At 35.8% G+C, this 16,272-nt stretch carries 12 protein-coding genes; all 12 read left to right on the forward strand.

The window, feature by feature from the left end; translation table 11 throughout:
- The gene (gene purN, locus MHI00_RS04840; protein WP_057001726.1) at positions 1–582 is read left to right on the forward strand and encodes a phosphoribosylglycinamide formyltransferase; all 582 of its coding nucleotides are present in this window, start codon (positions 1–3) and stop codon (positions 580–582) included.
- Between the two features lie 26 nt (positions 583–608).
- A complete protein-coding gene (gene purH / locus MHI00_RS04845; RefSeq protein ID WP_087115432.1) occupies positions 609–2,144 on the forward strand; it encodes a bifunctional phosphoribosylaminoimidazolecarboxamide formyltransferase/IMP cyclohydrolase in 1,536 nt (511 codons plus the stop codon).
- A 138-nt stretch (positions 2,145–2,282) separates the two neighbouring features.
- On the forward strand, positions 2,283–3,554 hold the full coding sequence (gene purD / locus MHI00_RS04850; protein WP_015077168.1) for a phosphoribosylamine--glycine ligase: 1,272 nt from the start codon (positions 2,283–2,285) through the stop codon (positions 3,552–3,554).
- A gap of 25 nt (positions 3,555–3,579) precedes the next feature.
- On the forward strand, positions 3,580–4,230 hold the full coding sequence (locus MHI00_RS04855; protein WP_010051650.1) for a GntR family transcriptional regulator: 651 nt from the start codon (positions 3,580–3,582) through the stop codon (positions 4,228–4,230).
- Between the two features lie 418 nt (positions 4,231–4,648).
- Complete coding sequence (gene pcrA / locus MHI00_RS04860) at positions 4,649–6,895, forward strand: DNA helicase PcrA (protein WP_010051652.1); 2,247 nt, start codon at positions 4,649–4,651, stop codon at positions 6,893–6,895.
- A 31-nt stretch (positions 6,896–6,926) separates the two neighbouring features.
- Complete coding sequence (gene ligA, locus MHI00_RS04865; RefSeq protein WP_341111610.1) at positions 6,927–8,963, forward strand: NAD-dependent DNA ligase LigA; 2,037 nt, start codon at positions 6,927–6,929, stop codon at positions 8,961–8,963.
- Positions 8,960–10,102, forward strand: a complete 1,143-nt coding sequence (locus tag MHI00_RS04870) for a CamS family sex pheromone protein (RefSeq protein WP_010051656.1) — start codon at positions 8,960–8,962, stop codon at positions 10,100–10,102. Before ligA ends, MHI00_RS04870 begins: the two co-directional genes overlap by 4 nt.
- Positions 10,103–10,315: 213 nt before the next feature.
- Positions 10,316–10,621: an Asp-tRNA(Asn)/Glu-tRNA(Gln) amidotransferase subunit GatC gene (gene gatC / locus MHI00_RS04875; RefSeq protein WP_010051657.1), complete on the forward strand. Its 306-nt coding sequence runs from the start codon at positions 10,316–10,318 to the stop codon at positions 10,619–10,621.
- Positions 10,618–12,072, forward strand: a complete 1,455-nt coding sequence (gene gatA, locus MHI00_RS04880) for an Asp-tRNA(Asn)/Glu-tRNA(Gln) amidotransferase subunit GatA (RefSeq protein WP_010051658.1) — start codon at positions 10,618–10,620, stop codon at positions 12,070–12,072. Before gatC ends, gatA begins: the two co-directional genes overlap by 4 nt.
- Before the next feature lie 14 nt (positions 12,073–12,086).
- A complete protein-coding gene (gene gatB / locus MHI00_RS04885; RefSeq protein ID WP_010051659.1) occupies positions 12,087–13,517 on the forward strand; it encodes an Asp-tRNA(Asn)/Glu-tRNA(Gln) amidotransferase subunit GatB in 1,431 nt (476 codons plus the stop codon).
- Positions 13,518–13,553: 36 nt separating this feature from the next.
- Positions 13,554–14,585, forward strand: coding sequence for a diacylglycerol kinase (locus tag MHI00_RS04890; protein WP_015077161.1), 1,032 nt, complete (start codon positions 13,554–13,556; stop codon positions 14,583–14,585).
- Between the two features lie 262 nt (positions 14,586–14,847).
- Positions 14,848–16,224, forward strand: coding sequence for a 23S rRNA (uracil(1939)-C(5))-methyltransferase RlmD (rlmD, locus tag MHI00_RS04895; RefSeq protein ID WP_010051665.1), 1,377 nt, complete (start codon positions 14,848–14,850; stop codon positions 16,222–16,224).
- Positions 16,225–16,272 lie beyond the last annotated feature (48 nt).

Below are 16,272 nucleotides of genomic sequence, written 5' to 3' on the forward strand. Positions count from 1 at the left end.
ATGAAAATAGCAGTCTTTGCGTCAGGCAATGGCAGTAATTTTGAAGCGATTGCGAATCAGATTTCAGCAGAAAATAATGAAGCAGAACTGGTCCTTTTATTTTGTGATAGAAAGCAAGCATTTGTTATAGAACGAAGTCGCCAATTAGGCATACCCAGTTATTCATTTAGTCCAGCTGATTTTACTAGTAAAACCGAATACGAAGAAGCTATTTTGGCTCTTTTACAAGAAAATCAAATTGAGTTAATTGTTTTAGCAGGTTATATGCGTTTAATTGGTACCACTTTGTTAATGGCTTATCAGCAGAAAATCCTGAATATCCATCCAGCATTATTGCCTGATTTCCCCGGACTTCATGGGATTCGTGATGCATTTGAAGCCCAAGTAAGTCAAACCGGTGTAACCATTCATTTAGTAGATGATGGAGTGGATACAGGGCCGATTATAGCTCAAGAAGCTGTTTCGTTAGAAGTAGGAGAAACATTGGAATCTTTGGAGAGAAAAATTCATCAAGTTGAGCATCGTTTGTATCCAATTGTCATTCAGCAGTTTATTGAAGAGTTGGAAATGAGTAAAAACTAATTTAAATGAAATGGGAGCGTTGTGACATGAAAAGAGCACTAATTAGTGTTTCAGATAAAAATGGGATTGTAGAATTTGCGAAAGCCTTGATTGAGAATGATATTGAGATTATTTCAACAGGTGGTACTAAAAAAGTTTTAGAAGAGGCTGGTATTCACACAAAAGGTATCGAAGAGATTACTGGTTTCCCCGAAATGTTAGACGGCCGAGTGAAGACTTTGCATCCTTTAATTCACGGTGGGTTATTAGGACGAAGAGATTTAGCTAGCCATTTAGAAGCGATGAAAGAACACAATATCCAACCCATTGATTATGTATGTGTCAATCTTTATCCATTTAAAGAAACAATTATGAAAGCTGATGTTACAACGGCAGAAGCGATTGAAAATATTGATATTGGCGGACCAAGTATGTTACGTAGTGCAGCAAAAAACTATGCAGCAGTAACGGTTGTTGTAGACCCTTTAGATTATCCTGTTGTTATTGAGGAAATTCAAAAGGAGGGTGGAACCACCTTAAAAACGCGAGAAAAATTAGCGGCGAAAGTCTTTAGACATACTGCTAGCTATGACGCGTTAATAGCTGGATTTTTAACGAATTTAGTTGGAGAAACAGAGCCAGAAAAAGTTACATTAACCTATGATCGCCAACAAGGTTTGCGTTATGGTGAAAATAGTCACCAAGAAGCTAGTTTTTATAAAGAACCATTAACTGTTGATTTTTCAATTACGAATGCTAAACAAATTCATGGTAAAGAACTTTCTTATAATAATATCAAAGATGCAGATGCGGCTATTCGCATAGCGAGAGAATTTTCTGAGCCAGTTGCAGTTGCAGTGAAGCATATGAATCCTTGTGGTGTTGGGATAGGCGCAACTATTTTTGAAGCGTTCCAGCGCGCTTACGAAGCCGATTCAGTTTCAATATTTGGTGGAATTATTGTATTAAATCGAGAAGTTGATTTAGTAACTGCAGAAAAGTTACATGGTATTTTCTTAGAAATTATTCTGGCACCAAGTTTTTCTGAAGAAGCACTTGCTTTATTAACTAAAAAGAAAAATTTACGTTTAATGACCTTAGATTTCGATCAAGCAGCAGTTAAAGGCAAAGAAATGACAAGTGTTTTAGGCGGCTTATTAATTCAAGATCAAGATTTATTGAGTCCAACAGAAACGCCAAAATGGCAAGTTGTCACTGAACGCCAACCAACAAAAGAAGAATTAAAAGCGATGGAATTTGCTTGGAAAGTTATGAAACACGTCAAAAGTAATGGAATTGTAATTGCTAATGACCAACATACATTAGGGATTGGTGCTGGACAAATGAATCGTGTTGGTTCTGTAAAAATTGCTTTAGAACAAGCTGCTGGTCAATTAGATGGAGCCGTTCTTGCTAGCGATGCCTTTTTCCCAATGAGTGACAGTGTGGAGTATGCAGCAAGCCAAGGAATCAAAGCGATTATCCAACCAGGAGGAAGCATCAAGGATCAAGAGTCTATTGATGCAGCCAATGAATCTGGCATGACAATGATTTTTACCAAAACTAGACATTTTAGACATTAAAAAGGTGTGGAAAAAGCTGTTCTGTAAAAAAGAAATAAAGATTCATAAATTAAAGGACTGAGGAATGATTCCCCAGTCTTTTTCTATTTTGAATAAATGTAGTTAAAATTTTTAGTTACAAAGGAGTGCGTTAAATAAATGGATATTTTAGTAATTGGCAGTGGTGGTAGAGAACATGTGATTTGTAAAAAAATTAGTGAGAGTCCATTGGTAGAAAATGTTTATTGTGCAAAAGGGAATGCCGGTATGACAATTGATGGGATTCAATTGGTTGATATTAAGGAAGATAATCATGATGGTTTAATTGAATTTGCTAAAGAAAAACAAATAACATGGACTTTTGTTGGACCGGAAGTTCCACTTTTAAATGGTATTGTAGATGATTTTGAAGCAGCGGGTTTAAAAATATTTGGTCCGCGTAAAAATGCAGCTTTAATTGAGGGCTCAAAGAATTTTGCTAAAGAAATTATGATGACTTATGCTATTCCAACAGCTTACTATGAAACTTTTACAGAATATGAGCAGGCTTTAGCTTATGTAACTAAACATGGTACCCCGATTGTTATTAAAGCCGATGGGTTGGCAGCTGGGAAAGGTGTGGTTGTTGCAGAAGATTTAAATGAAGCAACGCTAGCCTTAAAAGATATGCTAATAGAGCAACGTTTTGGTACAAATTCTCAAAAAGTAGTAATTGAAGAATATTTGTCAGGTGAGGAATTTTCATTGTTAGCTTTTGTAAAAAATGATAAGGTATACCCAATGGTTATTTCTCAAGATCATAAGCGTGCTTATGAAGGTGACGAAGGACCAAACACTGGCGGCATGGGTGCCTATACTCCAGTACCACAGATTTCAGAGTCTATTGTAAATGAAGCGATAGAAACAATTTTAAAACCAGCAGCAATTGGGCTTCTTAAAGAAGGACGACCTTTTACTGGCATTTTATATGCTGGAATTATTGCAACAGAATCTGGGCCAAAAGCGATTGAGTTTAATGCTCGTTTTGGCGATCCAGAAACTCAAGTTGTTTTAAATCGTTTAACTAGCGATTTTGCGCTTATTATAGATGATCTATTAGAAGGGCGTGAACCAAAAATAAGTTGGAAAACAACTGGTTTTGAAATCGGTGTTGTCGTTGCTGCAGATGGTTATCCAACTAGTTACACAACGGATATTCCTTTACCAGATTTTACTCAGTTTAAAGATGTTAAAGTTTATACAGCTGGGGTAAAGGAAAAAGGTGGACACCTAGTTTCGGATGGCGGACGAATTTACTTAGTCTCAGCTAGCGGAAATACATTAGAAGAAGCGCGAGAAAAGGTTTATTCAAATCTAGAACAAGCAGAGACTGATCAAACTTTTTATCGAATGGATATTGGCAGTAAGGCAATAAACATGCACCCATTTTAAGCTGGAAAAGTAGGTGAGCAGATTTATGGAACGTGGGAATAATTTAGAAACGGTGGCTTATTTAACAATTAAAGAAAAAATAATTACAAAAGAGTGGCCACCGCAAGCCCATTTAACTGAAGTAAAAACAGCAAAGTTATTAGGTATTAGTAGAACACCGGTTAGAAAAGCATTTTTTAAGTTAGAATCGGAAGGCTATTTAATGATAGAAGCTCATAAAGGAGCTAAAATACTAGAACAGAAAATTGATGTAAGAGGCTATTTGGAACGCCTTGAGTTTTTAGAACTACTTTTTGTTCAACAAATCCATTTTATTGAATTAAAAGAAATTCAGCTTGATTTTTCTAAATTAGACGCAAGTTTAAATGAATTATTTCAGCTTGTTGAGCTAAATGATCCAGAGGTTTATCAAGGTAAAGAGCGTGATCTCCTAAAAGACTTTTTAGGTTACGGCCGAAATCAATTTAAAACGGCACTAGTCATTGATACATTACGCAATTTACATTTACAAAAAAATCATGAGATTGAAACCTTGATGAAACGAACGTTAGCAAAAAAATTACAACATTACTCAAAGACGTTAGACTTACTACGAAAAAAAGAGTATGGGCTTGCTAGGAAACAAGTGAGGATCATGATTAATCAGTTGATGCTAAGTGCAGTGACAGAAGAATAAATTAAAATAATACTACTTTTCTTTTAGAGAACCTTTGGATAAATCAACTTGATAAGCAATTTTTCAAGTTGTTTACATATTATTTATTCTATTGCGGATAATAAATGATGGCTGAGACAGATTGTTTCAGCCTTATTTTTTTATGGATTTTTCATAAAAATCAGAATTCTTAATTATTGATTAAAGTTTCAACGACTCTTATTCTTTTTTTAAAGAAGTTTTTGCTTTTTTTTGCTATAATAGTGTAATGATTATAATTGAACTAGTTGTGCATAGAAAGTCCTTGACGATTTTTTATAAGGAGTTCCTTTTTTTGCAAAAGTTCGTGAGGTAGATACATTTTTTCGATGCTACTACACATACAAATAAAAGAACTAGTATTCGGTAATAGAGGATGAAACTGAGAGGATGTTAGAAGTTGGTATCAAGAGATGATTTAATAAGTGGAATGAATCCAAGACAAAAAGAGGCCGTTATCGCAACAGAAGGACCTCTTTTAATTATGGCTGGTGCTGGAAGTGGGAAGACACGAGTATTAACGCATCGTATTGCCTATTTAATTGAAGAAAAACAAGTGAATCCATGGAATATTTTAGCTATTACCTTTACAAATAAAGCGGCTAAAGAAATGAAAGAACGGGTAAATCGCTTAAATGTACGTGGGGGAAATGATGTTTGGGTATCGACTTTCCACTCAATGTGTGTGCGTATTTTACGTCGCGATATTGATAAAATTGGCTACAATCGTGCTTTTACAATCAGCGATCCAAGTGAGCAACAAACTTTAATGAAACGCATTTTAAAAGAGCGAAATATTGACCCTAAAAAATATGACCCAAGATCAATATTAAGTCAAATAAGTAATGCTAAAAATGAATTGCAAACGGCGGAAGAGTACCGCGAATATGCATCAAGTATTTTTGAAAAAATTGTGGCTGATTGTTACGATGACTATCAAAAAGAATTGCGTCGTAATCAAGCAGTAGATTTTGATGATTTGATTATGTTGACAGCACGTTTATTTAAAGATAGTCCTGAGACACTAGATTTTTATCAAAATAAATTTCATTATATTCATGTTGATGAGTATCAAGATACGAACCATGCGCAGTACACATTAGTAAACACTTTGGCTAAACGATTTAAAAATCTATGTGTCGTTGGGGATGCGGACCAAAGTATCTATGGTTGGCGTGGTGCGAACATGGAAAATATTTTAAACTTTGAAAAAGATTATCCAGATGCAAAAGTTGTTTTGTTGGAGCAGAACTACCGCTCGACTAAAATGATTTTAAAAGCAGCCAATGATGTTATTGGGAACAATTCAAATCGTCGTGATAAGAATTTATGGACAGACAATGCAGACGGTGAAAAAATCACTTATTATCGTGGCCAATCTGAGCATGATGAAGCTCGCTACATTGTTTCTAAAATGCAGGAAGAAATGCGAACACGTAAATTAAATTATGGCGATTTTGCCGTTCTATACCGAACAAATGCTCAATCACGGGTAATGGAAGAAAATCTGTTGAAATCAAATATTCCATATAAAATGGTTGGTGGTCATAAGTTCTACGATCGTAAAGAAATACGCGATATTTTGGCTTATTTACGCTTAATTGCCAACCCAGAAGATAATATGAGTTTTGAACGAATTGTTAATGTTCCAAAACGTGGGATTGGTCCTGGTACAGTTGATAAGTTAAGAACAGCAGCTAACCAGTATGGTTGGTCATTATTGGAAACAGCTCTTAATGTAACCATTACGCCAATTACGGGTAAGGCAGCTGGAGAATTAGAAGGATTTGCCTTTATGTTAAAAGATTTTCATAAAATGCAAGAGTACTTGCCTGTAACAGAACTCGTTCAAGAAGTTTTAAAACGTAGTGGATATTTAAAAGCGTTAGAAATAGAGAAAACATTAGAATCTGAATCGCGAATTGAAAATATTCAAGAATTCCTTTCTGTAACGCAACAATTTGAAAAAGACAGTAGCGAAGATAAGAGTTTACTAACATTCTTGACGGATTTAGCTTTAGTTTCTGATTTGGATAATTTAGAGGAAGAACAAACGAGTGAAGTTACTTTAATGACACTTCATGCAGCCAAAGGATTAGAGTTTCCAATCGTTTTCCTAATTGGTGTGGAAGAGGGCGTATTCCCACTTTCCAGAGCGCTAATGGAGGAGAATGAACTAGAAGAGGAACGTCGATTAGCTTATGTTGGAATTACTCGAGCTGAGCAAAAACTTTATATTACGAATGCTTATTCACGGATGTTGTATGGTCGAACGCAAGCAAATGCTGCATCGCGCTTTATTGCAGAAATTAGCGAAGAAGCATTAGAGTCTGGCAATCAAATGTCAGGGAATTTGCCATTTGGACGTAGTGGCAGTTCGATGGGAGGCAGCAGTTTACTAAATCGCAATCAAACGCAACGTGCGACAGCTTCTACCTATAAGTCACCTGTTTCTCAAAATAAAGTAGAAAGTGGTGCAGAAAAACTACCATGGACAGTTGGCGATAAAGCAATGCACAAAAAATGGGGTGTCGGAACGGTCGTGAAAGTTTCTGGCGATGCAGATAATTTAGAATTAGATGTGGCCTTTAAAGAGCAAGGCATTAAAAGGTTGTTAGCAGCCTTTGCACCAATAGAAAAAGCTTGAAAATTAACCAGTAAGAAAGAGGGATTTGAAAATGAGTGAACCGATATCCTTTGAGGAAGCCAACAAAAGAGCTGTAGAATTACGTGGGGAATTAGATCAATATAGCTATCAGTACTACGTTAAAGACAATCCATCAATATCTGATCATGACTACGATGTGCTTTACCATGAATTGGTTCAATTAGAAACAGAGTATCCTGATTTAATTACAAGTGATTCTCCGACTCAAAGAGTTGGGGGTCAGGTATTACCAGGTTTTACAAAGGTTGTTCATGAAATTCCGATGCTAAGTTTAGGAAATGCGTTTGATCGCGAAGATTTAATTAGTTTTGATGAACGCATTAAGCGACTTTTACCAGATGAAGACATTCAATATATTTGTGAGTTAAAGATTGATGGTTTAGCAATATCCTTAAAATATGAAAATGGACAGCTTGTCCAGGCAGCAACAAGAGGAGACGGGACGATTGGTGAGGATATTACTCAAAATATTCGCACCGTAAAATCAGTGCCATTGCGTTTACAAAAACCGTACTCAATTGAAGTTCGTGGTGAATGTTATATGCCTAAGTCTTCATTTATAGCTTTAAATAAAGAGCGTGAAGAAAATGGTGAAGATGTTTTTGCGAATCCGCGGAATGCTGCTGCTGGTGGCTTGCGTCAATTAGATCCTAAATTAGCGGCTAAGCGTAATTTAAATACCTTTTTGTATACTATTGCAGACTTTGGTGAAATTACAGCTACAGGTCAAGATGAAGCCTTAAATGAATTAGATCAATTGGGGATACGAACCAATCATGAGCGTCATTTATGTAATTCAATTGACGAGGTATGGGAGTATGTTGAAAACTATCATGAGAAGCGTGTTGATTTACCTTATGAGATTGATGGAATTGTAATTAAAGTCAATAACTTTGCTACACAAGCAGCCTTAGGTTTTACAGTTAAAGCCCCACGTTGGGCAATTGCCTATAAATTTCCAGCAGAAGAAGCCATTACAGTGGTTCGTGAAATTGAATGGACAGTCGGGCGGACTGGGGTGGTGACACCAACAGCGATTATGGACCCGGTTCATTTAGCTGGAACGACAGTGCAACGAGCAAGTTTGCACAATGTTGATTTAATTAAAGAACGTGATATACGTTTGTTAGATACCGTTGTGATTCATAAGGCTGGGGATATAATCCCTGAGGTGACAAGAGTTATAACGGATAAACGCGAACCTAATAGTCAGCCTTATTTAATGCCCACCCATTGTCCGGCTTGTCAAAGTGAACTGGTTCATTTAGAAGAAGAAGTCGCATTGCGTTGCATAAATCCGAAATGTCCAGCTCAAATTACAGAAGGGTTATCCCATTTTGTTTCACGAAATGCAATGAATATTGATGGTTTAGGTAATCGAGTTATTGTTCAAATGTATGAAAAAGAGCTTGTTCATGATGTCGCTGATTTGTATCAATTAACCTTTGAGCAATTGTTGACATTAGAAAAAATTAAAGAGAAGTCTGCTAATAATATTTTAACAGCGATTGATAATAGTAGGCAGAATTCAATGGAACGTTTGCTATTTGGTTTAGGAATTCGTCATGTTGGTGCTAAAGCTGCCAAGCTTTTATCTGAACGGTTTGAATCGATGGCGGGGCTGAGTCAAGCGACTAAAGAAGATATTATTGAAGTAGATGGTATTGGCGAGATTATTGCTGATAGTGTCGTGACCTACTTCGAATTGCCAGAAGTGGCAGAGTTATTAGCCGAACTAGAGCAATGCCAAGTTAATTTAACGTACTTGGGTAAGAAAAGAGCTGAATTAGCTGAAAGTGATTCCTATTTTAATGGGAAAACAATTGTTTTGACAGGGAAACTAACCCACTTTACTCGTGAAGAAGCTAAGGAACGAATCGAAAACTTAGGTGGAAAAGTAACAGGGAGTGTTTCGAAGAAGACTGATTTAGTTGTTGCAGGTGCTGAAGCAGGAAGTAAATTAACTAAAGCGGAAAAATTAGAAGTAGCTGTTTGGAATGAAGATCAGCTATTAGAACAGTTGGAAGGAGAGGAAGAATCTACATGAATAAAAAATTAATGGTCTTGTTAGCAATGTGTGTGGTAGCATTAGCTGCTTGTGGCAATGGTGCAACTCCAAATGAAGCTAGTAAATCAGAAAGTTCAAAAGGTACTGAGAAGACTACAAAAACACAATTATCGACTGATTATTATCGCACAGTCATGAAAAATGATAAAGAGTATCAAACAAGTAAGTCACGAGGTATCAGTCTAAGTTTGAATTCTGGGTACAATATGAAAGCTTTTGAAACAGGATTAATTAGTCTATCTCAAGAACCATTTCCAACGGATAGTTATTATTTTAGAGAAGGTCAAATGCTTGATAGCGGAACGATTAAAAGTTGGATTGCTAGACAGGCAGCTGAAGAAGATCCAAATTCAAATAACGGACCGAATGGTTTAAATCCAGCTGACAATGGTCAAGTTGAACCAGATACAAGAGCACCACGTTATTTAGCTCAAATTTTAGAGCAAAATTACATGGTGAAAGAGGGCGACGATTTTAAACTAGCTGGTGTGAGTATTGGACTAGCTATGAATAGTGTTGATTATTACCAAAAAGTATTATATGGTGCAGAGTTTCAAACTGAAATTTCACGTGCTGACTTAGAAGCCCAAGGTAAGGCGATGGCAAATGAAATTATTGCTCGAATGAGAAAAATGGAAGGTATGGGAAATGTTCCTATTATGATTTCTTTATTTGAACAATCACCAAGAGATACACTAGCTGGTGGCGTTTATTTTGCTTCGGCAGTTAGTAAAGATGGATCAACTACTGTTGGGGATTGGACGGCAATCAATGAAAAGAAAGTCATTTTTCCAAATAATGAGGACGATTCAAATGAAGAAAAATCAAAATTTGCTGATTTTAAATCTTCCGTTCAAGAATTTTTCCCAAATTTAAGTGGAGTAACGGCAGAAGCATACTATAAAGATGATGTGCTTACAAAGATGACGGTCAATATTACGACTCAATTTTATGGAGCCTCTGAAATCATTGCATTCACACAATTTGTAGCGGATAAAACCAATTTACTTCCATCAGGAATCCCAATTGAAATTTCCATTAACTCAATGCAAGGAATGGAAGCTTTCCTAAGCAGAGAACCTAATAGTAATGAATTTAAGTATCATGTTTTTGATTAATAAAGAAGAAAATGCTGAGAACTTTCTCGGCATTTTCTTGTATTTAATCAGATAAAAGAAATAAAGAAAAGGAACTTATTTTCAAAAGTAAGTTGTTTTCGTTGAAATAGCACTAAAAACTTAAGATTTAGATAGTTAGTACATCAGGTTTATGCTAAAATAGGAGTTGAGTTTTTATGATTGAAAAATCAAAAGAAAGAGGGTTGAGATATAGTGGCAATTAATGAAACTGAAGTGAAGCACGTTGCAAAGCTATCTAAACTAGCTTTTAAAGATAGTGAGATTGCACATTTTACAGAACAAATGGATGAAATTATTGGAATGGTTGAACAATTAGAACAAGTTGATACAACAGGAGTTCCTGTAACTACTCATGGTTTAGAAATCGTAAATGCAATGCGCAAAGATGTTGCTGTACCTGGAACAGAGCGCTCAGAATTATTTAAAAACGTTAAAGCTGAAAAAGACGGCCTAATTGAAGTGCCTGCAATCATGGATAATGGGGAGGCTGGAGCATGAGTTTATTAGATAAAGAACTAATTGAGTTACACAATTTACTTGTATCAAAAGAAATTACTGCAGAAGATATCATGAGAGAAACTTTTTCACGTATTCATGAAACAGAAGATAAAGTCGGATCATTTATTACATTAAATGAAGAGGTAGCCTTACAGTTAGCTAAAAATATGGATGCTAAAGGCATTACTGAATCAAATGTTCTAGCTGGTTTACCAATTGGTATTAAAGATAATATTGTGACGAAAGATTTACGCACAACAGCAGCCAGCAAAATGCTAGAAGATTTTATGCCAATTTATGATGCAACAGTCATGAATAAAGTTTACGAAGCGGACTTAATTCCTGTTGGTAAATTAAACATGGATGAATTTGCTATGGGCGGAAGCACAGAAACCTCGTACTTTAAACAAACAAAAAACCCGTGGGATTTAACTAAAGTTCCAGGAGGTTCATCAGGTGGCTCTGCAGCTGCAGTAGCAGCTGGACAACTTTTAATTAGTTTAGGTAGTGATACTGGTGGAAGTATTCGTCAACCAGCGGCTTTTACAGGTGTTGTTGGGATGAAGCCAACTTATGGCCGCGTGTCACGCTTTGGTTTAATTGCTTTTGCTTCAAGTTTAGATCAAATCGGACCATTTACACGTACAGTTAAAGATAATGCCTATGTTTTAAACGCAATTAGTGGCTATGATGCAAATGATTCAATGAGTTCTGGTACAAGTGTTCCAGATTTTACAGCTAACCTAACTGGAGATATTAAAGGTATGAAGATTGGTGTACCAAAAGAATACTTACAAGAGGGTATTGATGAAGAGATTAAAAAATCTGTTTTAGCTGCGATTGACACTTATAAAGAATTAGGTGCAACAGTTGAAGAAGTTAGTTTACCTCATTCAAAATATGGGATTGCCGTTTACTATATTATCGCCTCAAGTGAAGCGTCATCTAATTTGCAACGCTTTGACGGTGTTCGTTATGGTTATCGTTCTCCAGAAGCTGAATCGTTAGAAGAGCTATATGTTATGAGTCGTTCAGAAGGTTTTGGTATGGAAGTAAAACGTCGTATCATGTTAGGAACATTCTCATTAAGCTCAGGTTATTATGATGCCTATTTCAAAAAAGCGGGTCAAGTTCGTACATTAATTAAGCAAGATTTTGCAAATGTTTTTGCGGACTATGATTTAATTTTAGGACCAACTACTCCAACAACGGCCTTTAATCTAGGTGAAAATATGGATGATCCATTGACTATGTACATGAACGATATTTTAACGGTTCCTGTTAACTTAGCGGGGGTTCCTGCGATTTCAATTCCATGTGGTTTTGCAGAAAATGGCATGCCAATCGGGTTACAATTAATTGGAAAACATTTCGACGAGGAAACAATCTATAAAGCGGCTTATGCTTTCGAGCAAGCAACTGATTTTCATCAAAAAAAACCAAACTTGTAGGAGGAGAAAGCTAGATGAATTTTGAAACAGTAATCGGACTTGAAGTCCATGTAGAATTAAAAACCGACTCTAAAATGTTCTCGTCTGCTCCAGCTCATTTTGGTGCAGAACCGAATACAAATACGAACGTTGTTGACTGGGGTTACCCTGGTGTATTACCAGTTGTTAACCAAAGAGCAATTGATTTTGGAATGCGTGCAGCCTTAGCTTTGAATTGTACAATTTCACAACATACTAAATTTGACCGTAAAAATTACTTTTATCCAGATAATCCCAAAGCATACCAAATCTCACAATTTGATCAACCAATTGGACATGATGGTTGGATTGAAATTGAAGTTGAGGGTGTAACGAAGAAAATCAGAATTGAACGTGTACACTTGGAAGAGGATGCTGGTAAAAATAACCATGGTTCAGATGGGTATTCTTATGTTGATTTAAATCGTCAAGGTACGCCATTAATTGAAATTGTTTCAGAAGCAGATATGCGTTCACCAGAAGAGGCTTATGCTTATTTAGAAGCAGTTAAACAAATTATTCAATTTACAGGTGTTAGTGATGTGAAAATGGAAGAAGGCTCAATGCGTTGTGATGCCAATATTTCTTTACGTCCAATTGGTCAAGAAGAATTTGGGACAAAAGCGGAGCTTAAAAACTTAAACTCATTTAACTTTGTTCGTCGTGGGTTAGCTCATGAAGAAATTCGTCAAGCAAAAGTATTATTATCCGGTGGTGTAATTCAACAAGAAACACGTCGTTATGATGAAGTAACCGGCGAAACTATTTTAATGCGTGTTAAAGAAGGTTCAAGTGATTATCGTTATTTCCCAGAACCTGACATTCCCAATTTAGAAATTGATGATGCATGGGTGGAACGGGTTCGTCAAAGCATTCCAGAGATGCCTAAAGCTCGTCGTTTACGTTATGTAAATGAGCTAGGTTTACCAGAGTATGATGCGATGGTTCTGACGCAAACAAAAGAAATGTCTGATTTCTTTGAAGAAATGCTAAACAAAAAAGCTGATGCAAAACAAGCATCAAACTGGTTAATGGGTGAAGTATCTGCTTATTTAAACAGTGAAAAACTTGAATTAGCTGAAACAAAATTAACTCCTGAAAACTTAGCTGGTATGATTACCTTAATTGAAGATGGGACGATTAGTTCTAAAATTGCGAAAAAAGTTTTCCGTGAATTAATTTTAAACGGTGGAGATGCGAAGAAAGTGGTTGAAGCTAAAGGTTTAGTTCAATTATCTGACCCAGCGCAACTATTGCCAATGATTAATGAGGTTTTAGATAATAATGCACAATCGATTGAAGATTTCAAAAACGGAAAAGATCGCGCAGTCGGTTTCTTAGTTGGTCAAATTATGAAAGCTACTAAAGGACAAGCAAATCCTGGTGTAGTAAATCAATTATTGAACCAAGAATTGGCAAAACGGTAATTAATTGGAAATAGATATTTCCAAAGGAGGATATTTATGAGAGCAAGAGTCATATATAATCCAACTTCAGGAAGAGAAGTTCTTAAAAAAAGTTTAGTCGACATTTTAGAGATTCTTGAAGCAGAGGGTTATGAAACCAGCGCATTCGCTACAACTGCAGAACCAAATTCAGCCAAGAAAGAAGCCGAACGAGCTGCTTTAGATGGTTTTGAATTAATAGTAGCAGCTGGTGGGGATGGAACGATTAATGAAGTTGTTAACGGCATTGCACATTTAGAAAATCGTCCGAAAATGGCCATTATTCCTGCTGGAACAACTAATGATTATGCAAGAGCACTTCATGTTCCGCGCAATGATGTTGTTGCTGCAGCAAAAGTTATTCAGAAGCGCCAAACCATTAAAATGGATATCGGTAAAGCCAATGAAACTTATTTTATAAATATTGCTGGCGGTGGGAATTTAACTGAATTAACCTATGATGTTCCATCTCAATTAAAATCGATTTTTGGCTATTTAGCTTATTTAGTCAAAGGGGCTGAAATGCTGCCTAGAGTCAAACCGATTCCAATGCGGATTGAATATGATGAAGGTGTCTATGAAGGAAAAGCTTCGATGTTCTTATTAGGATTAACAAATTCAGTTGGCGGTTTTGAGCAAATTGCACCAGACGCCCATTTAGATGACGGTTTATTTTCGCTAATGATCATTAAAACTTCTAATGTTGTGGAAATTCTACATCTTGTGGCTTTAATGTTAAATGGTGGAAAACATATTGATCATCCAAAACTTCTCTATGTAAAATCGAGTAAAGTAAAAGCTGAGCCAATGGATGGATCAAGAATGATGATTAATTTAGATGGTGAATATGGTGGAGATGCACCGATGACTTTTACAAATTTACATCAACATATTGAAATGTTTGGTGATTTAGATGCTATTCCTGATGATGCTGTTATTGGTGAAGAAGAGATAGAAGCCGCTGAAGAAGCCTTCATTAAAGAAATGGAACACTTAACGAATGAAGATATTGACGGGGATGGAGTTATTTCAAAACCTGATAAAAAGTAGAAATTACGAATTAAACGACAAATTATTTTGAGTTTGCTGTCCTTTTGTGAGATACTCTAAAAGGACAGCAAACTTTTTGAATGGAAAAGTGACGAGGATTAGCGGAACTTAGTCTTTTGTTACTTGTGATTCAATTTTGTGATTGTCCTTAAAATAAAAACATACATCCTATTTAAATAAAGTTAGAACCTTGAAAATTGTAGGACATAAAACACTGCTTATTACTGTTGAATAGACATTGTCAAGCGAAAGGAGCTTTTTAATGAAAGAAGAAAGAATTATACCCGTTAAAAAAAATGAAAAACATACAGTTAAGGTTGAGGATTTAACTCATGAAGGTATGGGGGTTGCTAAAATAGAAGGTTACCCAATTTTTATCGAAAATGCTTTACCTGGGGAACAAATGGAAATTAAAATCCATAAAACAGGTAAATCTTTTGGTTACGGAAAAATGATGAAACGTTTGACTTCAAGCCAAAGTCGAGTAGAAATTAAAGATGAAAATTATACTAGAGTGGGAATTACGCCTCTACAACATATGACTTATGCCTCTCAATTAGTTTTTAAACGCCAACAATTACGAAATGTTATGGAACGAATTGCTAAAATGCCAGAAGTTCCTGTTTTTGAAACAATCGGAATGGCAGAACCTTGGGGTTATCGTAATAAAGCTCAAATCCCAGTTCGTAAACAAAATGATAAACTAACAACTGGCTTTTTCCGTAAAAATAGTCATGACTTAATTGCAATGGAAGATTTTGTCATTCAAGATCCAAAAATTGATCAAGCTGTTGTGATTGTACGCGATATTATGCGCGAATTTAATGTGAAACCTTATAACGAAGCAGCAAATACTGGGAATTTACGCCATATTGTTGTGCGCCGTGGTTATCATACAGGCGAAATCATGATTGTTTTAGTTACTAGAACAAATAAACTATTTCCAACAAGTAAAATTTTACCTGCTATTACAGAGGCATTACCAGAAGTGGTTAGTATCATTCAAAATGTAAATCCAAGTCGTACAAATAAAATATTAGGACCTGAAAATATTGTTTTATGGGGTCAAGATTATTTTACTGATACGCTATTAGGCAATACTTTCCAAATTTCAGCATCTGCTTTTTACCAAGTAAATCCAACTCAAACAGAAAAATTATATCAAACAGTGTTAGAATATGCTGAGCTAACTGGAAAAGAAACAGTTATTGATGCGTATTGTGGAATTGGAACAATTTCTCTTTCATTAGCTAAAGAAGCGAAAGAAGTTTATGGTATTGAAGTAGTTGAAGCAGCTGTTGAGAATGCTAAAAACAACGCAAAACTAAATGGCATTGAAAATGTAACTTTTGAAGCTGGTTTAGCTGAAGAGGTAATGGTTGAGTGGGCTGAGAAAGAATTAGCAGTTGATTTGTTAGTTGTGGATCCTCCTCGTAAAGGGTTGGAAGGTAGCTTTATCGAAGCAGCACTTACAATGAAACCTAATAAAATAATTTATGTAAGTTGTAATCCAGCAACATTGGCAAGAGATTTAGCTTTACTAGCTGATGGTGGGTATAAAGTTGAGAAAGTTCAACCAGTTGATTTATTCCCTCAAACAAGCCATGTGGAGAGTGTGACATTACTAGTTAAAAAATAAAAATATCTGGAGTTAAGATGGATAGTCATTCATTTTAACTCTTTTTAT

It is taken from the genome of Carnobacterium sp. FSL E2-0243 (assembly GCF_038003605.1).
GTDB lineage: Bacteria > Bacillota > Bacilli > Lactobacillales > Carnobacteriaceae > Carnobacterium > Carnobacterium maltaromaticum.